Genomic DNA, 25074 nt, shown 5'->3' on the forward strand with positions numbered 1-25074 from the left:
GGAACAGGTATCCTCATGAAATCATTATTGAGTCGTCTTCAGCCCGGTCTTAGAAAACTGACAGAAAAACAGTTGACACGGAATAAACGTCTCGTCGAAATCGGGATTGCTCTGACCACGGAAAAAAATCTGGACAGGCTTTTTGAAAAAATTCTGGAAGAAGCAAGGGAATTGACGAACGCAGATGCCGGTACGCTCTATCTCGTGTCTGATGAGGAACCATTGCTGAATTTTGCCCTGATTCAGAATGATACATTAGGTATTTATATGGGAGGAACTGGAGCGAAAATTTCCTGGCCGCCGGTTAGATTGAGAAATGATGATGATACTCCAAACTATGCGAATGTATCGGCGTATGCAGCCCTTTCGGGTGAAGTCGTCAATATTCCGGATGTTTATAATGCTGAGGGCTTTAACTTTGAAGGGACCCGGCATTATGACATCGAAACGGGCTACCGTTCGAAATCCATGCTGGTAATTCCCATGCGGAATCATGAAAATGATATCATCGGCGTTCTTCAGTTGTTGAATGCCAAGGATCCTCTGAAAGGAGAAGTGATTTCATTTTCCGAAGAGTGTGTGGACTTGACGAAATCGCTGGCGTCTCAAGCCGCGGTGGCGCTTTCGAACAGGCGGCTGGTTACGGGCCTGGAAAATCTCCTGGAGGCCTTTACGAGAACAATCGCCACCGCCATCGATGAGAAATCTCCCTTCACAGGGGGCCACGTCCGGAGGGTAACAGAGTTGACCATGCGTATCGCCCACAAAATAAACGAACAGACGGAAGGCCCTTTCGCACAGTTGTCTTTTTCGGAGGACGACCTGAACGAACTGAGGTTTGCTGCCTGGCTGCATGATCTTGGGAAAATCACCACACCGGAATATATCATCGACAAGTCGACCAAACTGCAGACCATCTACGATCGTATTGTTGCCTTGAAAACCCGTTTTGAACTGGCCAAGAGGGATTCAGAAAGTAATGCCCCGGACTGGGTTTCGTCGGAAGAAATAACCGGATATGGTGCATCCGAAAATTGCGGGTTGAAGATGGAAGTCCTTGATGAGGATTTTCAGTTTATTGCCGAAGTCAACGCGGGCCTTGAATATCTCACGGATGAAAATCTGGCGCGATTGAAGAACATTTCCCGGAAAAAGTGGAAGTTTGATAATGAATGGCGACCTTTGCTGGACGAAGAAGAACTGGCTTATCTCAGTGTCCGTCGGGGTAATCTGACAAATGAGGAACGGCAGATCATGAACAATCACGCGGAAGTTACATACAAGCTACTGTCTCAACTTCCCTTCCCCAAAAAAATGCGGAATGTCGCGGTTCATGCTGCGGCACACCACGAAAAGCTGGATGGAACAGGTTATCCCTTCGGCCTTAGAGGCAGTGAAATTTCCCTCCAGTCAAGAATTATTGCCATTGCGGATATTTTTGAAGCGCTGACCGCAAAAGACCGGCCATATAAAAAGGAGAAGAGCATTTCAGAAGCGCGGGAGATTATGGAGCAGATGGTGCGGGACAGCCACATCGACGGTGACATTTTCAACCTTTTTGTCAAAGAGAAAATCGATCTCGAATATGCGAAGAAAGAGCTCTGTTCCCGACCCGATCTTATCGGCCTGGAATCTTAGGAATTTTATCCTTCTCCAGTTCTCCAATTTCCTTTTCAATCTCATGCCGTCGGGGATCATTCTGAGCGAAATACTTCAGGGCCGCCTTGAAATGAAACAAAGCGCTCTCCTTCTTTTTGTTTTCCTTGAAAAACAATCCAAAATGATAATGCGACATCCCCTGATCCCCGGTCTTTCCGTAAGCCATTGCAAGATGGTAGCGGGCATCCGTTTCGATGGAAGTCTTATTTTCAAGTAACTTCAATATTTTCAGCGATTCCTGAAAATTACCCGCGCTTGCATGAGCCCTTCCCAGATAAATGATTGTATTTTCATCATTCCTGTTTATAGACAAAGACCTTGATAAATAACGAATGGCATCATCCGTTTGACCTGTTCTAAAACATGCAATTCCCAGGTCCCGGATGATATCCTCATCATTGGGGGCATGTTTCAGGGCCCGTTGAAAAGTCCTGATGGCTTCATCCGTCAACCCCAGTCTTTCCTGTGTCAGGGCGAGACCATACAGGGCGTCCACATCTGCGGGATTCCTGTCGATGGCATTCTGAAATGATGTCAGCCTGAGTTCCGGGTTGTTACCGATGAACAGGAGATAGACCTGAATTCTTTTCAATCCTCCGACAATACACTCTTTTCCTGTTTCCCGGTATCGGACCTGGAGAAGGCCGTCAAGGTAGCGGATCCTCTCATCGGTGCCGGGATGGGTCAGAAAATAGGAAGGGACGCTTTTTGAGTAAAATTCATACTTCCTCATGATCTTAAGAAAATCGAGCATGGATTTCCCATTGTAGCCGGAACCGACCAGATAGGTTATTCCCAAGCGGTCGGCTTCTTCTTCATGATCCCGGCTGTATTTGAGATTCATACTGGTGACCGCGGCCATGGAAAAGCTTGTGAGGGCGGCTGTTGCTTCTCCGCCTCCCCCGAGAAATGCGCCGGCCAGGATGGCCGCAAGGGCTGCGATATTCATCCGGGTTGATTTTTCAATGATCGCGGCGATATGGCGGGCATTGATGTGGGCGATTTCGTGGGCCAGAACACCGGCCAGTTCGCTTTCCTTTTCAACAAGGTTTATCAGTCCCTTATTGACATAGACATAGCCTCCCGGGGTTGCAAAGGCATTGACAGCGGAACTGTTGATGACGAAGAACCTGAATTCGAAAGGGGCTTTCGGTGAATGGGCAAGGACAAGATGACCCACACGATTCACGTAATCATTGATCCTTTGATTTTTAAGCAGGAGCTTGCTTTTCTCCAGTTTTTCGTAGAATTCTTTTCCCAGTTTTTTTTCGTCCTCCAGAGTGAAGGAGGCCTGTGCCATGGCGGCATTCAGAAAAAAGGAAAGAATAAAAACCACGGCAATCATTGCTTTTTCGCATTAAAAACGGAATTTGTCATCTGAAATACAAATCCTGTAATTCCTGATATTTCCGGGGTCGTTTTTTACAGAAGAAAAAAACGTCGATTCTGGATTTTCGCTCTACTTATATCATTGCCCGAAAAAGCATGCTATATAAATCGACTCCTTTGCGGCCAGAGCTCTTGTTGAATTCCGATGTTCAGGTGGCAAGAGGAAAAATTCAACAGAAAAAGTTGGTAATGATGATAAAGAAACTGCTTATCACAATCGACGGTCCTGCGGGATCGGGAAAAAGCACCGCGAGCAAAGCCCTGGCGCGGGAACTTTCCTACCTTTATCTGGATACGGGCGCCCTTTATCGGGCAATTGCCAGTAAAGTCATCAAAGAAAAAAAGAATCCCGATGACGAGCAGGCCATGCAGGACCTCACAAATTCTTTGAATCTGCGTCTTGAAGCGGAATGTGGGGTATTGAGAATTATACTGGACAATGAGGATATCACCGACCACCTCCGAACGGAGGAAGTCGGGCTTATGGCCTCGAAAGTATCGTCTCTGCCTAGAATCCGGGAAGTTCTTCTGCCGATTCAGCAGAAATTCGGGTGCTGCGGCGGTATTGTGGCTGAAGGAAGGGATATGGGGACCGTGGTCTTCCCGAATGCGGATCTGAAGTTCTTTCTTCATGCAACCGTTTCCGAACGGGCGATGAGGCGCCACCGGGAACTGATTGAGGCAGGACTTCCCTCTCAGCTGGAAATTGTTGAAAGTAAGATGGAATTAAGGGACAGACAGGATACCGAACGCTCGATTGCTCCTCTCAAGATTCCCGCTGATGCCGTTGTTATCGATTCCACTGCATTGGCTTTCGAGGAAGTCGTGGCCGCGATGCTGAATGCCGTAAAATTTCTGCTGTCCTGATACGGCATGGAAACCGGTTGCTCTCTTGTAACCGTTGAATTTTCCAAGTTCGAATTACACTTGCTATTTTTATAGCAATGTGTTAGTGTTCATTCTTTATACAAAGGTTTTATTAAATTCCAGGGGGGATGGTAAATGGTTAACGATGACAACCTAATTTCAGAACAAAAGGAAGAAAAAGGAGAAGGTGGAGGAAATCAGCAGAATCAGAACAGCGAAGACATGATGGGTTTCAAGGAACTCTATGAACAGAGTCTTCAGAGTGTTCATCTGGGGGAACTTGTAACCGGCAAAATCGTTCAGATAAACTCTGACATGGTTATGGTGGATGTTGGCTGGAAAACAGAAGGATACATACCAGCGAAGGAACTCAGGGATGAAGAAGGCAACATTGCCGTCAATGTCGGAGATGAAATCGAAGTGATGGTGGAGAGACGGGATCAGGAAGGGAATCTCGTTCTCTCGAGAGATAAAGCCGCCAAAATGAAAATCTGGGATGATGTAAAAGCGGCCTGTGACAACAATCTTCCGGTAAAAGGGATGATCGTTGAAAGGGTGAAGGGCGGTTTGTCTGTGGATATCGGAATTTCAGCGTTTCTCCCGGGTTCCCAGGTGGACATCCGTCCGGTCAGGGATCTCGATAAATATGTCGGTCAGACGTTGATGTTTGATGTGCTCAAGTACGATCGCAAGAGGAACAACGTGGTTCTGTCGAGAAGATCGATCCTTGAACAGGAACGAGAAGTTGAAAAACAGGAAACCCTTGCCAATATTTCTGAAGGTGTCGTTGTTGAAGGAATCATCAAGAATATCACCGATTATGGCTTATTTATAGATTTGGGAGGCATTGACGGTCTTCTTCATGTGACGGATATTTCCTGGGGAAGGATAACCAAGCCTTCAGAAGCTTTCAACAGGGGAGACAAGATCACGGTAAAGGTTCTTTCATTCGACCGAGAAAAAGAGCGAGTTTCCCTTGGGCTCAAGCAACTGACGGAAAATCCCTGGGAAATGATTACGGAACAGTATCCCGTGGGTGCAATTGTTGAAGGAAAAGTGGTCAATCTAACGGATTACGGTGCATTTGTGGAGCTGGCTCCCGGTGTCGAAGGGTTGATCCATGTATCGGAGATGTTCTGGACAAGAGAAATCAGACATCCCTCCAAGGTATTATCTCTGGGCCAGAACGTTAAAGTCATGATTCTTGATGTCAACAAGGAAAACAAGAGAATTTCTCTGGGACTGAAGCAGACGACGGATAACCCCTGGGAAACCTTGAAGCAGAAGTACCCGGAAGGGACCCTCATCAAGGGTGTCATAAGAAATGTGACCAATTTTGGTATATTTGTCGGCGTTGAGGATGGAATTGACGGACTTGTCCATGTATCCGACATTTCCTGGAAACAGCGAGTCAAACACCCTTCGGAAATCTACAAGAAAGGTCAGGAGATCGAGGCCGTTGTCCTGAATATCGATGTTGAAAGTGAAAAATTTTCCCTGGGTATCAAACAGATCGAAAAGAATCCCTGGGAGGAGTTCTGTGAGAAATATACCGCGGGTTCGATTGTTTCCGGGAAAGTTACCAATCTGACCGAATTCGGAATCTTTGTTGAGGTCGAGGAAGGCATTGAAGGCCTGGTTCATATTTCAGAATTGAGTCACAAAAGGGTGAAAACCGCGTCCGAAATATTTTCCATAGGAGATGCGGTTTCTGCCGTTGTGAAAAGTGTCGATGTGAAAGGTAGAAAAATAAGACTGAGCATCAAGGACACGGAAGTGAATCCTGAAGCTGGCCGTTCGGTCAGTCAATACCTTAATAATCGTGAAAACGTGGGGTCCAGTCTGGGAAAGGCCCTGGCGGATCTGGACGTAAAACTAACGGATCCGAACAACTGATTCTAGGCGCGATTCTATGAAACGACATCCGGTGATCTGGGGGATTTTCCTGCTGCTGATTCTCCTGATTGGGTTTTTTTCCCTGATTTATGGGGTTACATCCATCACCGGGATGCGGGACGGATTTACTACTGCGGACAAAATCGGCATTGCTCCGATCGACGGTGTCATCAAAGATTCCACGGATGTTGTGAAGAATCTGCAGGAATTCGGTAAAGACGATTCCGTGAAGGGTGTTGTTCTGCGCATTAATTCTCCGGGGGGGGGCGTTGCCCCTTCTCAGGAGATTTACGAAGCAGTCATGGAACTCCGCAAGAAAAAAAGAGTGCTTGTTTCCATGAGTTCTGTGGCTGCATCCGGCGGATATCTGATTGCCTGTGCCGGAGAAAAGATTATCGCCAATCCCGGCACATTGACGGGGAGCGTTTCCGCAATCATGTATTTTACGAATGCGGAAGAATTGATGAAAAAGGTGGGGGTGAAGGCTTCCACGATAAAAAGTGGAAAATATAAGGATATCGGATCTCCGATCCGGGAAATGACCGGAGAGGAAAAGGCCCTGCTCCAAGGTCTTGTGGATGATATTTACATCCAGTTCCTCGATGTAGTCGTCAGGAACCGGCGCATTTCCGAGGAGGCATTAAAGCAGATCGCCGATGGCAGAATTTTTACAGGGAAACAGGCTCAGCAATTGGGGCTTGTGGACTATCTCGGCGATATGGAATATGCGGTCCGGATGCTTGCAAAAATGGTCGGAATTTCGGGCGAGCCGGTCGTTGTTTATCCCCAGAAAAAATATGAATCCATGCTTGATTATTTCTTTGAACGGGCGGGTTCCACAATGGCCCATGTGTTTTTCAGGGATCAGACCATTCCTTATGGCATTCATTATCTCGTTGATTCTTACGGCTTGCGGATGTTGGCGCCTGCGGGCATGGAGCAGTGACATTGGATTTAGGCCGAAAAACTCACCGGATTTCTAAGCAATACCGCCGTTATAGATTCCTCTTCCATCAGGATTCTTCTCTCGAATAAAGAATCCAGAGATTATATGGAAATATTTCCAAAGGAATTAAAAAGAAGAAAGGGGAATTCTGATTTCCCCTTTCAGACGCAAACTTACACGGCATCCCATTCATTGCTGGGTAACGCAAAATCTTTCAATTGATCGCGACGTTTTTTGTGCTGAAGTTTTTTCAGCGCCTTCGCTTCAATCTGGCGAATTCTTTCACGCGTGACTCCCATCATGTCGCCGACTTCCTCAAGTGTAAACGGGCCGTAATTACAGGCGACCCAAGTGCAATTCAGGAAGGATTCATTTTTCAGATACCATTCACACGTTGTATCTTCGCAGATTGCCTGAATTATCCCGCCCTTTTTTTTGCACCGGTATTTATTAATCAATGAAATTATCTCCTTTTAAAAATTTAGACAAAAATTAATCATCCTGAACGATAATGTCAACAGTAAATGCAACCCTCCCGTACAAAAACTGATTCAGGTATGGAAAATTGTCTTGACTTTCAACCTAAAATAATTAATAGTCCGCCAAATTGAGAGGCATATTAGCCGGTTATTTGAAATTACTGTTGATCACGCATTACGCACTATATAGGATTTCGAAGCAGCAGTTACACAGGGAGGTGTTATGAACAAGTCCGAGCTCATTGAAGCTTTGAGCAAAAAAGAAGGCCTTACGGAAAAAAAAGCCATTGAGGTGATTAATCTGCTTTTTAAAGGATTCACCGAGGAACTGCAAAAGGGAGGTCGTATCGAAATACGTGGTTTCGGCAGCTTCGTCGTCAGAAATTACAATGCCTACACAGGCAGAAATCCGAAAACAGGTAAAAACATTAAAGTATCTCCTAAAAGATTGCCTTTTTTCAAGGTTGGCAAAGAGCTTAAAGAGCGCGTTGACGGCAAGGTATGATTTGAGCAAGTCCGGCGCTTCACTTCGGGAAGAGATAAAACGACGTTGATCAACGTTCATTTAAAAGTTAAACATTAAGGAGGCTGAAAAGAGTCTCCTTTTTTATTGCCCGCGTTTCTTGCGATCAGAGCGGCATAATTCCCTCTTCACGGAAACTGAAAAACCGGTTCTCGCCGATGATCAGGTGATCGTGCACCATGATGTCCAAGAGCTTAGCCGTATCTGTAATAGTACGGGTCAACCTGATGTCGGCATCGGAAGGCTTGACGAACCCTGAAGGATGGTTATGCACCAGAATCAGTGCAGAGGACTTGTGGGAGAGCGCTCTTTCGATCACCTGCCGAGGGTAGACAACAGCCTGGTTGACAATACCCTTCTGGATCGTTTCGAAGGCGATGATCCGATTCTGCGTATCCAGGTAAAGAACGCAGAAATTTTCATCCTTCAGACCGCCCAAGGCGGTTTTACAGAAATCCAGCAGTTCGCCGGTGCAGCTGATCTGTGGTTTTTCCCGAGCTTTTTCCTGAAGATACAGGGCGCTCATTTCCTTGACCATCCGAACGAGTCCCGCTGCATGAGCACTGATGCCTCTCACGGCGGTCAATTCTTCCAATTCCGCGTCCATGATTCCCTTCAGAGAGCCGAATCGCTCTAGAAGATCCTTAGACAGGCTCTTGATGTCTTTTCTCGGGATGGCATAGGAGAGAAGAAGTTCCACCGCTTCATAGTCATGAAGGGCCTGGAGTCCGCATTTAAAAAACTTCTTTTTCAGGCGCTGACGGTGCCCGATATAGTGAGGTTCAGGTATCTCAGGTGTCGGTGTCATGGATTCCGTGGTTAAGATAACAAAATGAGCTGGAGTTGATTGGGAAAACCGGAGATAGCGCGGGTGCAACCCTGCCAGGGGGGCGCGATGTCCCCGGCAGGGTTGCGTGATGCCGCTTAACCCATGCGGGAATTGACGAAATCCCAGTTGATCAGTTTGTCCACGAAGGTGTTCAGATATTCCGCCCGACGGTTCTGATAATCCAGATAATAAGCATGTTCCCATACGTCGACCGTCAGAAGAGGCTTCTGGCCGTGGGTGAGTGGATTGTCCGCATTGCCGGTTTTAACGATCTTCAACGAATCCTGCTCCAGGACAAGCCAGGCCCAGCCGCTGCCGAACTGCGTCATGCCTGCGTTTTTGAATTCCTCGGCAAACTTTTCAAAACTTCCCCAGGTGTCTTTGATTCGCACCGCTATGTTGCCTGTCGGCTGGCCACCGCCGTTCGGTTTCATGCAATTCCAGTAAAAGGTGTGATTCCAGACCTGAGCCACATTGTTGAAAATGCCTACCTTTGACGGATCGGCACTCGTCTTTTCGATGACGGATTCCATGGTTTCATTAAGCAGGACCATTTCTGGAAGCAGTTTGTTGGCATTGTCCACATAGGCCTGGTGGTGCTTGCCATGATGAAATTCAAGAGTTCTGGCACTGATGTATGGTTCCAGAGCGTTCTTTGGATAAGGTAAATCAGGTAACAAAATGGGCAGATGAATGAGCATAATCATATCTCCTTTCTGGTTGTTTTACCGTTAAGTCCCGAAAGGGATAGATCCTCATCAGGGACCGTATCCCCAAACCGCATGCATTAATGTCATCAATCCTCTGTCCGGTATTTTCCGGGATGGAAAGGATCGGGTCAAACCGCTTTAGAGACTGAAGCTGTTCCCGCAGAAAGTCTGCAAACCCGGCTATATATTTGATATATATCTTTTATACATCACGGATACAGGCGCACGTTCATAAAGACGCGAGCTCCAGAACCTTCAGGACCAGTTTTTCAATACCCGACGCAACGTCTCGAATGCCCGGCCCCAGCATGTAAGCCGGCGTGGTGACCAGCTTATTCCGTAAATCAACGCAGATGTCTTCAACGCCTGCGGTGTGGTGCTTTCCGCCCATGGCTTCAATGGCCTCTGCCGTTGCCGGATCGTTTCCGATGGTGACTTCGGGATCATAACCGCTCAGGGCTTTGGTCAGGGTTGCCGGGGCGATGCAGATGGCGCCGATGGGTTTGCCTGCCTGCACCATTTCGACAAGGAGGCGTTTCACGTCCGGCTGAACCTCGGCGTCGTCCCGCTTAAAGGCAAAATTGCTGAGATTTTTTGTCGCTCCCAGCCCTCCGGGAAGAATGAGGCCGTCAATATCGGAGGCCTTAACCTCGCGGATATCCCGAATATCCCCTCTGGCGATTCTTGCCGATTCAACGAGGACATTTCTTTTTTCCTTCATCGGTTGGCCCGTCAAGTGATTCATGACATCATTCTGCTCCATGTCGGGAGCCATGCACAGGATTTCCGCCCCGGCCCTGTCCAGATTGAGAAGAGTGAGAACCGCCTCATGAATTTCCGAACCGTCGTAAACGCCGCACCCCGAAAGCAGGACGCCGATTATTGCCATGTTTTTTACCCCTTTCCTGCCTGTTTTGCTGAAAAACAATGATGACTGAACTGCAAACTCCCGAGAAATTGTTTTAAAAAGTTTTTTCTCCGGGAGCGTAACCTGCTGACCGTTTTTCCCTTTTTCCGGCAGAGGCTGGAAGCGGGAAAGCATCCGATGATTCGTTAATTTAATCAAAAGGGAAGGGCGTGTCAATTCGAATTATTCCGATTTCGAATCAGAGAGAATGGCGAGGTGCGGGGCAGAGTCGATGCAGGCTTATATCATGCGGCCGTTGATGAAGCGATCGCCTAACCGGAGAAGCATACGCTTTCGAAGGGAATTGAAATTACATGAAGTTGACAGGGTCCACATCCACCTTGATCTCCAGTTTCCGTGAAGCAGCTGAAGTTAGCAGGCGGCGGGTCAGGAAATGCAGAGCCTGAAGGTTGTCGCTCTTAAGCATGATCTGCCAGCGGTAGCGTCCTTTGATTTTGGCGATGGGCGCTTCAGCCGGCCCGATGACCTCCACAGGCATCGTCCGACTCGATTCCTCCCGGGTGAAAGCCCTGGCCATCCGGCCTGCTTCCTCGACCTCCCGACGCCCCCGCTCTTCGTTCAGGCTGGAAAGCTGCAGGATGATCAGGCGGGAGAACGGCGGATAGCCCAGGGACTTTCGATGAAGGATTTCCTCTTCGTGAAAGCCTGTATAATCATGATTCTTTGCCCTTTGAATGGCGAAATGGTCAGGATTGATGGTCTGAATGATGACCTGTCCTTCTTTTCTGCCCCGGCCGCCTCTTCCGGAGACCTGCGTCAGAAGCTGAAATGTTTTTTCCGCGGAGCGGAAATCAGGCAGGTTCAATGCCGTATCGGCGGCGATTACGCCGACCAGCGTCACGTTGTGGAAGTCATGGCCTTTGGTGATCATCTGGGTTCCAATGAGCAGGTCGATTTCTCCCCGGTCGAAGGATTTGAGAATCCGCGTGTGCGCTCCTTTCCGTGCGGTGGTGTCGCGGTCCATCCGCGCGGTTCGGATATGGGGAAAATGAGAAAGAATTTCCTTCTCCAGCCGTTCCGTTCCCGCCCCATAAAACTGAATATCCCGGCCTCCGCACTTCGGACAGAGGGAAGGCGTCTTGACGGCGTAATCGCAGTAATGACACTGCAGCCTGTTCGCTTCGGCATGGAGAGTAAGCGAGACGGCGCAGTTGGGACAGAAAAGGACGGTACCGCAGTCCGGGCAGAAAAGAAACGTATGAAAGCCCCGTCGATTCAGGAAAAAAAGCGCCTGCGAGCCATCGTTCAGGGTTTCTTCCAGGGCTGTTATCAGGGCGCGGGACAGGACTGGAATCCTTCCCGTTTCTTCCCGCTCCGCCTTCATATCGACGATCCGGACCTGGGGAAGGGGCCTGTTTTCCACCCGGCGGGGCAGGGAAAGGCAGTCATATTTTCCCTGGCGTGCCTGATAAAAGGTGCGCATGTCCGGAGTCGCCGACCCCAGCACGATAACGGCATTCTGCAGCTTTGCGCGCAAAACGGCCAGATCCCGCGCGTGATACCGCATCCGGACATCCTGTTTGTAGGAGCTGTCATGCTCTTCGTCAATCACGATCAGCCTCAGGTTGGGAAGAGGGGCGAAAAGAGCCGAGCGGGCGCCGACGACGAGACGGATTTCCCCCCGCTGGAGTCGACGCCAGAAATCGTAACGGATTCCCCGTGCGATATCGCTGTGGATGACGGCGATTTCTTCCCCTTGAAAACGATTTCGCACGCGGGAAAGCAGTTGCGGTGTCAGACCGATTTCCGGCACGAGATAAAGTGCGCCGCCGCCGGAGTTCAAGGCCTGCTTTATTGCATGGAAATAAACCTCCGTCTTCCCGCTTCCCGTTACGCCATGAAGCAGGAAGGGTTTGAATCGCCGTGAGGAAAGTGCGCTTTCCAGTTCTCCGCAGGCGGCGGCCTGATCATCATTCAAATGGATATCGTTGAGGATGCTCATTTCCGGAGATTCTTCGGAGGAACGGTAGACCTCCCGTTCGGAAAGCGAAACCAGCCCCTTTTCCATGAGCCGGTGAACAACGGGGGACGGATTGCACGCAAAGGGGCGCAGTTCCGGGAAGCAAGCCGTTCCCTTTTCCTGCAGATAGGAAAGGACGCGCTGCTGGACGGCGGAAAGACGTGCCGGTACGGAACGACCCGCGACGAGAGTAATTACCTTTTCGGTTTTTTTCCGGATTTCCGGCTGCTCCAGGCCTTCTTCGGCGATCACCCGATTTGCGGAAAGAAGGGCGGCAAGATCCCGCCGGATTGGGCTGCCGGAAAGAAGTCTCCGCAAGCGTTTTAAGGACAGACCTTTGGGCGCGGCTCCCAGCAGATCCAGAATTTTCCGCTGTCCCTCCGGAAGTGGGTTGGATGGAGCTTTATGACCTGCGGCGACTTTAAAGAGGCGGTCGCTCTTCAAATCGATGCCGCCCGGCAGGATGTCATGAAGGGTTTTGCCCAGGGGATAGTGGTAATAGGATGAAGCCCAGGAATAGAATGCCAGGTCCTCAGAGCTGAAGAGAGGCTCGCTATCCAGAATATCCAGAATGTCCCGGATGTCGTCGAAGTCCGGTTCGCTGAGAAAACCAATAATATAACCCGTCAGTTTTCTTGCCCCGAAAGGCACCAGGGCTCGTTTCCCGACGGCTGCGTCACCAGAGAGAGCTTGTGGTACGGAATAGGTAAAATGGGACTCCGTCGGGATATTGATTGCGATTTTTACATACATGGACATGAGGGTGGTATGGGGGAAAAAGAAAAAAGGAATTGTTTGCGGGGAATTTCCAATATAAAAAGGCCTTTGTCACGGGTGCGAAAAGGCCTTCGGCATGCGGAAAAATAATAGGAAACGGAACCTTTCCGGATTATTCCCCTTTCAGTTTTTCGAGTTTTTCCTGCTTTGTCTTGCAGTCGATGCAAAGGGTTGTTACCGGTCTGGCCATAAGTCTCTTTTCAGAAATCGGTCCGCCGCAGACTTCACAGAGGCCGAACTCGCCTTCATCGATGCGTTTGATGGCTTCCTGCATCTTGGCGATCAATTTTCTCTCCCGATCGCGCATCCGCAGTTCAAAATTTCGGTCGGATTCCAGAGAAGCGCGGTCAGTCGGATCAGGATAGTTTTCCTTGCTGTCCGTCATATCCGCAACGGTCTTCCCGGCATCTTCCAGCAGTTCGTTGATCTTCTGAGTGAGAAGCATTCTGAAGAACTCAAGTTTGTCATGCGATAGAGCCATTTCACGTACCATTCCAATTACCTTGAATAAGTATTGTCGATGACGCAACCTGCAAAACTTCCAGCAAAAAGGTTTAATACACAATGAAAGAACGTTTGTAAAGGGAAAATATGCCTCTTTCTCACAAATGGTTAAAATATTTTCCCAATCGGGGTTGGCGATGCGTCAACATCAAAAGTTAAGCGTTACAGGTTCAAAGTTTGAGGCTCAACGTTAAACACAGAACATTGAATATCCACGCCCGAATATTAAAAATCAGGCCCTTGCCAGTGTCGCCACGGAAACCGAACGCGCGCCGCCCTCCAGCAGAACCCTTGCGCATTCTCCAACCGTACTCCCTGTCGTATAGACATCATCCACCAGGAGTATTCGAGAACCCTCAATTTCCGCTTTTCGGACAACTTCGAAGGCATTCCGTACATTGACCGACCGCTCTCCCTTGCCCAGGCCGATCTGCGGAGAGGTATGGACGCGGCGACGCAGGGATTGAAAATCGAGGGTAAGGGAAAATTCCCTGGCCAGGACTTCCGCCAGCAGAAGAGACTGGTTGAATCCCCGTTCCCTCAGGCGTTTCCGATGGAGGGGAACGGGAAGGATACGGTCGTATTCTTCAACGGGAAGGGAAACGCGGACACAGGAAGCCAGCAGATTGCCCAGGATGGCGCCTGCCGCGATGACTCCCCGGTATTTGAGGTCGTGAATCGCTTCGAGAAGCACGGTTTCGTATCGTCCGACGGAACGGCATCTTTCAAAGGGAGGCCGCGTTGCCGCGCACCGGAGACAGAGCGCGTCTTTTCCCGCTTCCGGGGAAAGAGGCGCACCGCAGCTCGCGCAAATCGGGGGTGAAAGAAAGGAAATCCGCTGAAGGCATTTCGGGCAGAAACCGCCGGACTCACCGGAAATGAGCAGTTCATGACAGGACAGGCAGCGGGGAGGAAAGAAAAGATCGGCAATGCCCTTGAACAGAGAATTCAAGATTATATCCCGTCGCTGAGAGCGGCCAATTCTGTGGTTTCATCAGGGATTTCCATCCGGGGAACGTCTCCCCAGAGGCGCTCCAGATCGTAAAATTCGCGAACCGGCTGGAAAAATATATGGATGATGACATCGGCGTAATCCAGAAGCACCCACTTGCCGGCGCTTTCTCCCTCCACGCCGAGGGGTAGAATTCCGCACTTCTTCATCCGCTCCTGCACAGCCGCCGCGATGGCCTGCACCTGGCGGTCGGAAGCGCCGTCGCAGATGATAAAGTAATCCGCGAAAGAAGAAATCTCCTTGACATTGAGGATCACCAGCCTTCCGGCTTTTTTCTCCAGAATGGCATTGACGCACATCAGGACCCTCTCTCTTGAATCCGGCTCGTTCGTTTCCTTAATAATGGATGCACCCTCCTGATGAAATGGGAACAGCTTAAATTTTCAGCGGTTTAACTAACAAAACCCCTCAAGCCTGTCAATCGGTAATCGCGGGGAATTGGCGGTTGTGCAACAGGAGTACTTGTGATAAAGGAAACTCGCAGTAAAATCAAGAAACAAGAAAGAGAAGGGCCTTTTCTTTCATGGAAGATATCCTGAAATACCTGCAGGTTCATGTGCCGTTTCGCATGCTGGAGGGCGGCTTCCTGGATACGGTCATCGCGAAGGGAATTTCCCCGGAAATCGGCTTTGACTGTGCCATCCTGGATGCCACCGGAAAAGACAGATTCCGGGAGGTGGCGGACCGATTTTCCGATGCCGGGCTGCGGGTCACCTTTCATGCCCCTTTCATGGATCTCCGGCCGGGCGCCATCGATCCCCGAATCCGCGAGGTTTCCCGGGAACGGATTCAACAGGTGTTCGATCTCGTTCCTCTGTTCCGTCCGCGGACCATTGTCTGTCATCCCTCCTTCGACTCCAGGTATTACGTTTCCTCGGAGAGGAAGTGGCTGGAAAACAGCACCCTGACCTGGAGCACCTTTGTGGAGCAGGCGGCGGAGTTCGATACGCTCCTGCTTTTGGAAAATGTATACGAAAAGGAACCCCGCCAGTTCGTCCATCTCTTGACAGCCCTCGATTCCCTCCGAGTTCGCTTCTGCCTCGATACCGGCCACTGCAACGCCTTTTCCGATGCCCCGCTGTCGTCGTGGCTGGAAGAACTGGGGACCTTTCTTGGGGAAGTGCATCTCCACGACAACGACGGGAGTCGGGACGCGCACCTTCCCATCGGCGAGGGGAATTTCCCTTTTATGGAACTGTTCGGCTTCCTCAAGACAAAAGTGAACAGACCGATCCTGACCCTGGAGGCCCATTCAGCGGATCATCTGAGCAGAACGCTGGAAACGCTCCGCAAAAACAGGCTTTTCGGGCTGATCTGAATTCCGGGAGAATAGGGAAACCATGCTGCGCTACATCCTGAAACGCCTGCTCTTCATGATTCCCCTGCTCATCGGGATCTCGATCATCTGTTTTGCCGTGATGCATCTGGCCCCCGGCCTGCCCACCGATCTGGAAACCCAGATGAATCCCCGGGCCTCCGCCGAGGCGCGGGAGCGGCTGAAAGCCCTTTATGACCTGGACAAGCCCCTCTATGAGCAATACCTGATCTGGGCAAAGAAGCTCCTTGTCTTTGACCTCGGTACGTCTTTCTCCGCCGATCACCGCCCCGTGGCGGACAAAATTCTGGAGCGCCTGCCGATCACGATCACTCTGAACGTCCTGTCCCTGCTTCTGATTCTCGCTGTCGCCATCCCCCTCGGGGTGCTTTCCGCCGTTCATCAGGACTCCCTTTTCGACAGGATTGCCGGCGTCATGGTCTTCATCGGCTTTGCCACGCCCACCTTCTGGCTGGCCCTCCTGCTGATGATCTTCTTCGGCCTTCATCTCGGCTGGCTTCCCATTTCGGGCATCCGTTCCCTGAACTATGAATACCTGCCGCCGGCCGCGGCCTTCGTCGATCTGGTGAAGCACCTGATTCTTCCCGTATTTCTGTCCGCTTTCGGCGGCCTTGCCGGGCTTTCCCGTTACATGCGGGCCAACATGCTGGAGGTGATCCGCCAGGATTACATCATGACGGCGCGGGCGAAGGGATTGAGCGAGCGGACCGTCATTTACAAACATGCCCTGCGTAATGCCCTGCTGCCGGTCATTACGATCCTGGGGCTTTCCGTTCCCGGGCTGATCGGCGGCAGTGTGATCTTCGAGACGATTTTTGCGATTCCGGGCATGGGCCAGCTTTTCTACATGTCAGTCATGGCTCGGGACTACCCCACGGTGATGGGGATTCTCTTCATCGGGGCCGTGCTGACGCTGATCGGCAACCTGCTGGCCGACGTTTCCTACGCGCTGGCCGATCCCAGGATCCGGGTGTCCTGAAAGGACTGGAATAGTTATGGATAAGGATTTTCGGCGTCGATTTATAAAAAACCGCCTTGCTCTGGCGGGGAGCGTCCTGGTGCTGATCCTCTTTGTCGTTTCCCTGCTTGCGCCCTGGCTGGCCCCTTACGACCCCAACGCCATCGATCTGAATAACATCCTTGCGCCGCCGTCAGCCGCGCACTGGTTCGGGACGGACCAACTGGGGCGGGATGTCTGCAGCCGGATGATCTGGGGGGCGGGGATTTCTCTCAAGGTCGGCTTCGTGGCGACGGGCATCGCCATTGTCATCGGAACGATTCTGGGAGCGGTTGCGGGCTACTACGGCGGCTGGGTGGATGCCCTGATCATGCGGTTCGTGGACATCATGCTCTGCTTCCCCACGTTTTTCCTGATCCTGGCCGTGATCGCCCTGCTGGAGCCTTCCATCTGGAACATCATGATCATCATCGGGATTACGGGCTGGATGGGGATCACGCGGCTGGTGCGCGCCGATTTCATCTCGCTGAAACAGCGGGATTTTATCCTGGCGGCCCGGGCCATCGGGGCAAGCGACCTGCGGATCATCTTTATCCACATGCTGCCCAATGCCATGGCCTCCGTGCTGGTGGCGGCGACCCTGGGCGTCGCGGGGGCGATCCTGACCGAATCGGCGCTGAGTTTTCTGGGCATCGGGGTTCAGCCACCCACACCAAGCTGGGGAAACATCCTCACCGCCGGCAAGGACAACATCGACATCGCCTGGTGGCTGTCCCTCTATCCCGGACTGGCGATCCTTCTCACCGTGCTGGGCTACAACCTCCTTGGCGAGGGGATCCGCGACTCCCTCGATCCCCGTCTGCGCCGCCGCTGAAAAAATCTTACCGGGTGCTCCGGTTTAAGCAAGGAAGAGGGGGGGAGGCGACGAAGTCGTTTACAGAATACGTTGAGGCGCCGCAGGCGAAGCCGAAGCCGCCGGTACCCTGCTGTGAGGCCGGAATCAGACGCCGGCGGCGGTAAAGGTCGCACTGACCAGCGCCTGCGCCTCTTCCCGGATCCGTTCCAGATGCTCCTTTCCTTTGAAGCTTTCCAGATAGATCTTGTAGATGTTCTCCGTTCCCGACGGCCTTGCGGCAAACCAGCCGTTTTCCGTGACGACCTTGAGGCCGTCGATGGGCGCTCCGTTGCCCGGTGCTTCCGTCAGGGTGGCCAGGATGCGCTCTCCCGCGAGCTCCGACGCGGAGACCTGCGCGGGAGACAGTTTTTTCAGGACGGCCTTCTGCTCCGGCGTGGCGGCGACGTCCATCCGGTCATAGAGGGAGTCTCCGAAGCGTTCCGTCAATGAAGCGAAAAGCTCCCCGGGATCACGACCCGTGCGGGCGATAATTTCCGCCGCCAGCAGATCCATAATGATCCCATCCTTGTCTGTCGTCCAGGCTCGGCCATCGCGGCGGAGGAAGGAGGCCCCGGCGCTTTCCTCACCGCCGAAACCAAGCTGGCCTGCAAGCAGCCCGCTGACAAACCATTTGAAGCCCACGGGAACCTCGCACAGCCGCCGCTCCAGGGAAGCGGCGATCCGGTCGATCATCCCGCTGGAAACCAGGGTCTTGCCGATGGCCACTTCCGGTCCCCATTGCGGGCGGTTCCGGAAGAGATAATCGATGGCCACGGCCAGATAGGCATTGGGATTCATCAGCCCCGCGCTCCGGGTGACGATCCCGTGGCGGTCGAAATCGGGGTCGTTTCCAAAGGCGATGTCAAAGCGGTCCTTCAAATCGATGAGGCGGGCCATGGCATAGGGGGAGGAGCAATCCATCCGGATCTTGCCGTCTCTGTCCAGGGTCATGAAGGAGAAGGTGGGATCCGCGTGAGGATTGACCACCTCGATGTTCAGGCCGTAACGACCGGCGATCCGATCCCAGAAGGCCAGACCGGAGCCGCCCATGGGATCTGCGCCGATCTTGAGCACCGCGCCCGCCACCGCTTCCATGTCGATGACGTTCTGCAGATCGTCCACATAAGGTTGAATGTAATCATACGGTTTTACACAGTCGCCGTCCAATGCCTGCTTCAGGGGCATGCGGCGCACTCCCCACAGACCCGCGGCCAGATACGCATTGGTCCGCTTTTCAATATCCGCGGTGACGGTGGTGTCTGCTGGGCCGCCATGGGGCGGGTTGTACTTGATGCCGCCGTCTTCCGGCGGATTGTGGGAAGGAGTGATGACAATCCCGTCGGCGTGATCGGGGAAATGTCCCTCGTTCCAGGTCAGGATGGCATGGGAGATGACCGGGGTTGGCGTATAGCCTCGACCCTCCTGAATAAAAACCATGACCCCGTTGGCCGCGAGAACTTCCAGTGCGGTGGCCCAGGCCGGTTCCGAAAGGGCGTGAGTATCCATCCCGAGGAAAAGCGGTCCGGAAAGACTCATTTCCTTGCGGTAGTCGCAGATGGCCTGACACACGGCCAGGACGTGATCTTCATTGAACGTTCCATTTTCGGGGGTGCCCCGATGGCCTGATGTGCCAAAGGCGACGCGCTGCGCTTCCCGGGCGGCGTCGGGATGAAGGGTATAGTAGGAAGAAACCAGTCTCGGGATATTGGCCAGCAGGGTAGGGGGGACCGGTTTTCCGGCCAGGGGATGAAGCAGCATAAGGCGCCTCCTGAAAAATAAGTGGATGAATTTCACTCGTATAATAACTCACTTCGCCTCCCGTCTCCAGACAAATTATGGGCCGGAGCCATTAGCCTGTCATTACAAAGCCCTGTTGCGGTTAACTTTTCCATGATGACACGGTTTGCATTCAGCATTTTGTATCCGCTTGTAAATACGGTATTATTTGTGTTCGTATTTATTGGTGGAATATCATATGCTGTTGCTTCTATTTTTGAGTAATAGGTTGCGAAAACAGGAAAAATATTATAGAAAACAGCCGAAAAATAAGAAGGTTGTCGATGGAGGTTTTTTAAAGATGGAGAATAAGCCTGCAGGAATCAGGGGAGAAATGGATCGGCGCATCCTGGACAAGATGCTGATACGAAATCAGATTTCCCCGGAGGAACTGAGAGCATACACGGATTCGCTTCCTGATGTTTTCGAAAACGCGGATGAAATAATTGTGGAAATAACGGACGAGACCGCGGAACAGCGACATGATGATTGATTCGCACGCTCATCTTGAGCTGCCGGAATTTGATTCCGACCGGGACGAAGTGATTGCCCGGGCAAAGGAAGCGGGTGTTGATGCCATTGTCACGATTGGAATCGATCTCGATGATTGCCTCAAAGCGGTGGAAATTGCCGACCGTTACGATATGGTCTACGCGGCGGTGGGGATTCATCCCCATGAAGTCAAAGTGATCGACAGGCAGACCTACGACCGGATGCGGGATCTGGCCGCCCGCCCCAAGGTTGTGGCCTACGGTGAGATCGGGCTGGATTTTTTTCGGAATCTTTCCCCCAGGGATGTGCAGATCCGCCGCTTCGGGGAACAACTGGAACTGGCTCAGGACCTGAATCTTCCCGTGATCATTCACGATCGCGAGGCCCACAGGGAAACGCTGGAAATCCTGAGCAGCTGGAAAGGGCAACGGCGGGGGATCATCCACTGCTTTTCCGGCGATTACGCCATGGCCCGGAAATGTCTGGACCTGGGATTCTATATTTCCATACCGGGAACGGTGACCTTTACCAAGGCGGACACCCTGCGGGACGTCGTCCGCCGCGTCCCGGCCGAATCTCTCCTTGTGGAAACGGACGCGCCTTTTCTGACGCCGGAGCCACACCGGGGGAAGCGTAACGAATCGGCTTACGTGAAGTACACCGCGATGCGGGTCGCGGAACTCAAGGAAATGAAGTTTGAGGAACTCGCGGAAATAACATCGCGAAATGCCAGTGAAATATTTTCGATTAAACTATAAGTCAGGACGGGAAAACGGAGGAAAGGGCCATATCCCGGAATGGGTATGGCCCTTTCCTGTCCGGAGGAGGGCGTCATGAAAGAAAAAGCCGTTTTAGTCTGCGGCGGAGAGATCCGGGATTATTCCTGGCTGCGGACGAGGATCGCCGCGCTGGATCCCTGCAGGATCATCTGTGCCGACGTCGGCGCCTGTCACTGCCTGAACATCGATGTCTCCCCGGAAGTGGTTATCGGCGATTTCGATTCCCTGAATCCGTCGCTGGCGGAATCCCTTGCCCGGCGCGGGACGCGAATCTCAGGCTACCCCCCGGAAAAGGATCAGACGGACACCCAGCTTGCGCTGGAGTATGCCCTTTCCCTGGAGCCGGAGGAAATACGGATCTTCGGAGCTCTGGGTGGACGGATCGATCATACCCTGGCCAACATGTCCATCCTGAAGATCGCCCTCGATCAGGGCGTGCCGGCCCGGCTTATCGATGAATGGAGCGAGATCCTGCTCACCCGCGACCGCTGCGTCCTGGAAGGCGAGGAAGGCCAGACCGTTTCCCTGTTTCCCTTCACCACATCCGTGACGGGCCTGACGCTTCAGGGATTTGCCTATCCCCTGGAAAACGACGTTATGGAAGTCGGGCGGCCTTATGGGATCAGCAATGTCCTCACGGGAAAACAGGGCGTCATCTCCCTTTCCGACGGCATTCTGCTGGTCATTCATTACTATCGCAAGGGACATTTTCCCCAGGGGGCCTGATCCCGATGAACAGAACACCGGCGCGCGTCCTGACGATTGCCGGATCGGATTCCGGAGGCGGAGCGGGGATTCAGGCCGATCTGAAAACGATCACCGTGCTGGGCGGTTTCGGGATGAGTGTGATCACCGCCCTGACGGCCCAGAATACCCTGGGGGTCCAGGGCATCTTCGAGGTGCCGATTTCCTTCATCGAACAGCAGTTCGATGCCGTAGCCACCGATATCGGTGTGGACGCTGCCAAGACGGGCATGCTGGTCAGTGCCGCCGTTGTGCGCGCCGTGGCGGCAAAAATCCGGCAGCACCGCATCGAAAAGCTGGTGGTCGATCCGGTTCTGACGGCCAAGGACGGTGTCCGGCTGATCGAAGATGAAGCGATGGAAACCCTGGTTTCGGACCTGCTCCCTCTGGCCTTCGTCGTGACGCCCAATGTGCCGGAGGCAGAAGTCATGGCGGAGATGACCATCTCATCCGTCGCCGATATGAAGGAAGCGGCGCGCAGGATCCGACGGTTCGGCGTTCCCAACGTAATCGTCAAGGGCGGTCATCTGCCTGGGGAGGCGCTGGATATTCTTTACGACGGCAGCACATATCACGAATTTGCGGCCGAGCGGATCGAGACGAAGGACACCCACGGGACGGGATGCACCTTTTCGGCTGCGCTTGCCACCGGCCTCGCCCTGGGAAAGCCTCTCCACGACTCGGTCCGGGAGGCGAAGTCCTACATTACGGAAGTCATCCGCTACGCCTGGCGAATCGGCGGGGGGCACGGCCCGACGAATCATGCGGCCCCGCTTTTCAACGCCCTTGACCGCTGCAGGCGTCATTCCGATGGCGGATCAAATAAGAACCCGGAGCGGCGGGACGAGAGCGACTCCGGCATTCGGTGACGGCCCCGGGGCCGTCAGGAAGCTGACGGCAAAGACGCTTTGATATGAAACAGCAATGATATATAAGATTCTGCGATGCAATAACCAGGGAGGATGGTAGAAACGAAATGACGCAGCTGGAGATGGCCGGACAGGGCCGTGTTACCGAGGAAATGAAATTATGCGCCGAGAAGGAAGGCGTGTCGCCGGAATTTATCCGCCGGGGGGTGGAAGAGGGCAGTATCGTGGTCGTCCGCAACAACCGCCACACAGGCATTGCACCCCTCGCCATAGGAAAGGGGCTGCGGACCAAGGTCAACGCCAATCTCGGGACATCCCGGGATCATGTGGATCTGGAAATGGAACTGGAAAAAGTGCGGATCTGCACAAAAGCGGGCGCCGATGCCCTGATGGATCTGTCCACGGGAGGCGAAATCCGGGCGATCCGGCAGGCCATTGTGAACGCTTCCACCATGGCGGTAGGCACCGTCCCCATTTATGCCGCCGCCGCCGAGGCCCTGAACAGCCGGAAATCCATCATGGAAATGACGGCGGATGAAATGTTCCAGGCCATCGAGGAAAACGGCGAGGACGGCGTGGATTTCATCACCGTCCACTGCGGAGTGACCCGCGAGAGCGTGGGCCGCATCGCCGCCCAGGGACGCCTCCTGGGGATCGTCAGCCGGGGCGGCTCCATTACGGCCCGATGGATGGATTACAATGATGCGGAAAATCCCCTCTACGCGCAGTATGACCGACTCCTGGAAATCGCCCGGCGCTACGACATGGTCCTCAGCCTCGGTGACGGCCTGCGGCCCGGGTGTCTTGCCGACGCGACGGACCGGGGCCAGGTTCAGGAACTCATTATTCTCGGTGAACTGTGCCGGCGGGCGCGCGCGCGGGATGTCCAGGTCATGATCGAAGGTCCGGGTCACGTTCCCTATCCCCAGATCGAGGCCAACATCGCCCTGCAGAAGAGCCTCTGCGAAGGCGCGCCCTTTTATGTCCTGGGGCCGCTCCCCACGGACATCGCCCCCGGCTATGACCACATCACGGCGGCAATCGGCGGCGCGCTGGCTGGAGCCGCCGGAGCGGACTTTCTCTGCTATGTGACGCCGTCGGAACATCTTTGTCTGCCCAACCTCGATGACGTGCATGAGGGGATTGTGGCCTCCCGGATCGCCGCCCACATTGCGGACATCGCCAAGGGATATCCCGGGGCGATGGAAAAGGATATCCTGATGGCGAAATACCGCAGTGAATTCAACTGGAATGGGCAGATCGACCTGTCCGTCGATCCGGACCGGAGCCGGGCACGGCTGGAGCGCAGCGAAACGGCCAAAGAGGAAGGCTGTACCATGTGCGGCGATCTGTGCGCCATCAAGCTCGGGAAAAAGAAAGCCCCCTGTTAGACGGATGGCCTGCCCCATGACGATCCGCGATCCGGGAGAACGTACCGAATTGGTCTCGCGCCGGGATATCGCCGCCGGGATCGTCCGCCGTTTGAAGGAAGCGGGGCATGAAGCCTGGTTTGTCGGCGGCTGCGTCCGGGATTATCTGCGGGGCGTGGAAGCCGGTGATTACGACATCGTCACCTCGGCCTCTCCCGAAGCGATTCAGGCGCTTTTTCCCCGAACGGTCGGAGTGGGCATCCGCTTCGGGATTCTCATCGTGATCGAGAACGGCTATTCCCATGAAGTAGCCACCTACCGCTCCCCCGGCGGTTATCTGGAAGACGTTTTGCGGCGGGATTTCACCATCAACGCCATGCTCCAGGACCCCGATACCGGCCGGATTATAGATGAAGTCGGCGGACGGGCCGATCTGGAAGGCCGCGTCATCCGCGCCGTGGGCCGCCCCGATGAACGATTCGCCGAGGACCGTCTGCGCATGCTCAGGGCCGTCCGTTTTGCCGCAAACCTGGCTTTTTCGGTCGAGCAGGAGACGCTTGAAGCCATTCAGGCCCATGCCCCGGAGATCCAGGAAGTCAGTGTCGAACGCGTGGCCGATGAACTGACCCGCCTGCTGACCCTCGGCGGGGCGGGGGAGGGGATGCGACTTTTGATGAAGACAGGCCTGCTGGAGGAACTCCTCCCCGAGGTGGCGGCCATGCGGGGCGTGAAGCAGCCCCCGAAGTTCCATCCCGAGGGAGATGTCTGGACCCACACCGTCAAGATGCTCGATCTGATGAGCATCCCCGCCGATTCCCGACTGGCCTGGGGCGTTCTCCTGCACGACGTGGGCAAGCCGGATGTGCAGAGCAGGGATCATCGGGGGATTCATTTCTACGGGCACGTTCAGCAGGGTGAGATCCTGGCGGAAGGCATCCTCCGCCGCCTGCGTTTTCCCCGTGCCGATATGGAGTGCATCCTGGGGTTGATCCGCTGTCACATGAGCTTCATCAACGTCCGGGAGATGAGGACGAGCCGTCTGAAACGCCTGCTCCGGAGTCCCGATTTCGATCTGTTACTGGAGCTGCACCGCCTCGATTGCCTGGGCAGCAACGGGGTGCTGGATTCCTATGAGTATTGCCTGCAAAAACAGCGGGAACTGACCGACGAGCAGTTGAGGCCGCCTCCTCTGCTGAGGGGAAAGGACCTGCTGGAGATGGGATATTTACCAGGCGCCCTTTTCCGGGAGATCCTGAACGCCGTGGAGGATGCCCAGCTCAACGGATCGATTGCCACACCCGAAGAGGCCCGCCAACTGGTGAAAAACCGCTGGCCGCACAGGAGAATTCAAATTTCAGATCAGAGTTGAATTCAAA

Annotated in this window: 23 protein-coding genes and 1 pseudogene; 14 read left to right on the top strand and 10 right to left on the bottom strand. The window is 53.3% G+C overall.

Annotated features, from left to right (window positions below; genetic code table 11):
• Positions 1-15 precede the first annotated feature (15 nt).
• Positions 16-1638, top strand: a complete 1623-nt coding sequence (locus SYN_RS05895; protein ID WP_011417153.1) for a GAF and HD-GYP domain-containing protein — start codon at positions 16-18, stop codon at positions 1636-1638.
• Here the strand turns inward: SYN_RS05895 and SYN_RS05900 are convergent.
• Entirely contained in the window at positions 1619-3004 is a 1386-nt protein-coding gene (locus SYN_RS05900) for a M48 family metallopeptidase (RefSeq protein WP_011417154.1), read from the bottom strand. The two genes, SYN_RS05895 and SYN_RS05900, sit on opposite strands and share 20 nt — an antisense overlap.
• A 233-nt stretch (positions 3005-3237) precedes the next feature.
• Between SYN_RS05900 and cmk the strand changes: the two genes are divergently transcribed.
• The 3 genes from cmk to sppA all read left to right on the top strand — a co-directional run bounded on the left by cmk (position 3238) and on the right by sppA (position 6757).
• Entirely contained in the window at positions 3238-3915 is a 678-nt protein-coding gene (gene cmk, locus SYN_RS05905) for a (d)CMP kinase (protein WP_202943599.1), read from the top strand.
• A 135-nt stretch (positions 3916-4050) separates the two neighbouring features.
• Positions 4051-5811 (top strand): 30S ribosomal protein S1, encoded by a 1761-nt coding sequence (locus SYN_RS05910; protein ID WP_011417156.1) that lies wholly within the window; start codon positions 4051-4053, stop codon positions 5809-5811.
• A 16-nt stretch (positions 5812-5827) separates the two neighbouring features.
• A complete protein-coding gene (gene sppA / locus SYN_RS05915) occupies positions 5828-6757 on the top strand; it encodes a signal peptide peptidase SppA (protein ID WP_011417157.1) in 930 nt (309 codons plus the stop codon).
• 173 nt (positions 6758-6930) lie between these two features.
• Here sppA and SYN_RS17020 read toward each other — a convergent pair.
• Positions 6931-7080 (bottom strand): annotated as a pseudogene (locus SYN_RS17020) (sigma factor-like helix-turn-helix DNA-binding protein); the annotation flags it as partial.
• A gap of 379 nt (positions 7081-7459) precedes the next feature.
• Between SYN_RS17020 and SYN_RS05925 the strand changes: the two are divergent.
• Entirely contained in the window at positions 7460-7741 is a 282-nt protein-coding gene (locus SYN_RS05925) for an HU family DNA-binding protein (RefSeq protein WP_011417159.1), read from the top strand.
• A gap of 124 nt (positions 7742-7865) precedes the next feature.
• On the opposite strand, the gene radC is transcribed toward SYN_RS05925, so the two are convergent.
• The 7 genes from radC to rsfS form a co-directional block, all read right to left on the bottom strand.
• On the bottom strand, positions 7866-8567 hold the full coding sequence (gene radC / locus SYN_RS05930; RefSeq protein ID WP_041584797.1) for a RadC family protein: 702 nt from the start codon (positions 8565-8567) through the stop codon (positions 7866-7868).
• Between the two features lie 116 nt (positions 8568-8683).
• Complete coding sequence (locus SYN_RS05935) at positions 8684-9277, bottom strand: superoxide dismutase (RefSeq protein WP_148202633.1); 594 nt, start codon at positions 9275-9277, stop codon at positions 8684-8686.
• Between the two features lie 250 nt (positions 9278-9527).
• Positions 9528-10187 carry an isoprenoid biosynthesis glyoxalase ElbB gene (gene elbB, locus SYN_RS05940; RefSeq protein WP_041585445.1) on the bottom strand — a complete coding sequence of 220 codons (660 nt, stop codon included), beginning with the start codon at positions 10185-10187 and terminating at the stop codon, positions 9528-9530.
• A gap of 328 nt (positions 10188-10515) precedes the next feature.
• Positions 10516-12945: a primosomal protein N' gene (gene priA, locus SYN_RS05945; RefSeq protein WP_011417163.1), complete on the bottom strand. Its 2430-nt coding sequence runs from the start codon at positions 12943-12945 to the stop codon at positions 10516-10518.
• A gap of 130 nt (positions 12946-13075) precedes the next feature.
• Positions 13076-13444: an RNA polymerase-binding protein DksA gene (gene dksA, locus SYN_RS05950; RefSeq protein WP_041585446.1), complete on the bottom strand. Its 369-nt coding sequence runs from the start codon at positions 13442-13444 to the stop codon at positions 13076-13078.
• Between the two features lie 255 nt (positions 13445-13699).
• Positions 13700-14419 carry a ComF family protein gene (locus SYN_RS05955; RefSeq protein WP_011417165.1) on the bottom strand — a complete coding sequence of 240 codons (720 nt, stop codon included), beginning with the start codon at positions 14417-14419 and terminating at the stop codon, positions 13700-13702.
• A 2-nt stretch (positions 14420-14421) separates the two neighbouring features.
• Positions 14422-14778: a ribosome silencing factor gene (gene rsfS / locus SYN_RS05960; RefSeq protein ID WP_011417166.1), complete on the bottom strand. Its 357-nt coding sequence runs from the start codon at positions 14776-14778 to the stop codon at positions 14422-14424.
• A gap of 224 nt (positions 14779-15002) precedes the next feature.
• On the opposite strand from rsfS, the gene SYN_RS05965 reads away from it, so the two are divergent.
• From SYN_RS05965 to opp4C, 3 genes are read left to right on the top strand one after another with little or no spacing between them, the layout of a single operon-like run.
• Positions 15003-15797, top strand: coding sequence for a sugar phosphate isomerase/epimerase family protein (locus SYN_RS05965; protein ID WP_011417167.1), 795 nt, complete (start codon positions 15003-15005; stop codon positions 15795-15797).
• Between the two features lie 22 nt (positions 15798-15819).
• Positions 15820-16794 (top strand): ABC transporter permease, encoded by a 975-nt coding sequence (locus SYN_RS05970; protein WP_011417168.1) that lies wholly within the window; start codon positions 15820-15822, stop codon positions 16792-16794.
• Positions 16795-16810: 16 nt separating this feature from the next.
• Positions 16811-17647, top strand: coding sequence for an oligopeptide ABC transporter permease (gene opp4C / locus SYN_RS05975; RefSeq protein ID WP_011417169.1), 837 nt, complete (start codon positions 16811-16813; stop codon positions 17645-17647).
• Between the two features lie 126 nt (positions 17648-17773).
• Here opp4C and pgm read toward each other — a convergent pair whose 3' ends face one another.
• Positions 17774-19426, bottom strand: a complete 1653-nt coding sequence (gene pgm / locus SYN_RS05980) for a phosphoglucomutase (alpha-D-glucose-1,6-bisphosphate-dependent) (protein WP_041584798.1) — start codon at positions 19424-19426, stop codon at positions 17774-17776.
• 319 nt (positions 19427-19745) lie between these two features.
• Between pgm and SYN_RS05985 the strand changes: the two genes are divergently transcribed.
• The 6 genes from SYN_RS05985 (at position 19746) to SYN_RS06010 (ending at position 25067) form a co-directional block, all read left to right on the top strand.
• Entirely contained in the window at positions 19746-19937 is a 192-nt protein-coding gene (locus SYN_RS05985) for a hypothetical protein (RefSeq protein ID WP_148202505.1), read from the top strand.
• On the top strand, positions 19927-20694 hold the full coding sequence (locus SYN_RS05990) for a TatD family hydrolase (protein ID WP_011417172.1): 768 nt from the start codon (positions 19927-19929) through the stop codon (positions 20692-20694). Before SYN_RS05985 ends, SYN_RS05990 begins: the two co-directional genes overlap by 11 nt.
• Positions 20695-20769: 75 nt before the next feature.
• Positions 20770-21441 carry a thiamine diphosphokinase gene (locus SYN_RS05995; protein WP_158302937.1) on the top strand — a complete coding sequence of 224 codons (672 nt, stop codon included), beginning with the start codon at positions 20770-20772 and terminating at the stop codon, positions 21439-21441.
• Between the two features lie 5 nt (positions 21442-21446).
• Positions 21447-22328 carry a bifunctional hydroxymethylpyrimidine kinase/phosphomethylpyrimidine kinase gene (gene thiD, locus SYN_RS06000; protein ID WP_011417174.1) on the top strand — a complete coding sequence of 294 codons (882 nt, stop codon included), beginning with the start codon at positions 21447-21449 and terminating at the stop codon, positions 22326-22328.
• 107 nt (positions 22329-22435) lie between these two features.
• On the top strand, positions 22436-23719 hold the full coding sequence (gene thiC / locus SYN_RS06005; RefSeq protein WP_011417175.1) for a phosphomethylpyrimidine synthase ThiC: 1284 nt from the start codon (positions 22436-22438) through the stop codon (positions 23717-23719).
• Positions 23720-23735: 16 nt separating this feature from the next.
• Positions 23736-25067: a CCA tRNA nucleotidyltransferase gene (locus tag SYN_RS06010; protein WP_049750033.1), complete on the top strand. Its 1332-nt coding sequence runs from the start codon at positions 23736-23738 to the stop codon at positions 25065-25067.
• The last annotated feature ends 7 nt before the right edge of the window (positions 25068-25074 follow it).

The sequence above is a fragment of the Syntrophus aciditrophicus SB genome, assembly GCF_000013405.1.
In the GTDB taxonomy this organism is placed as follows: domain Bacteria; phylum Desulfobacterota; class Syntrophia; order Syntrophales; family Syntrophaceae; genus Syntrophus; species Syntrophus aciditrophicus.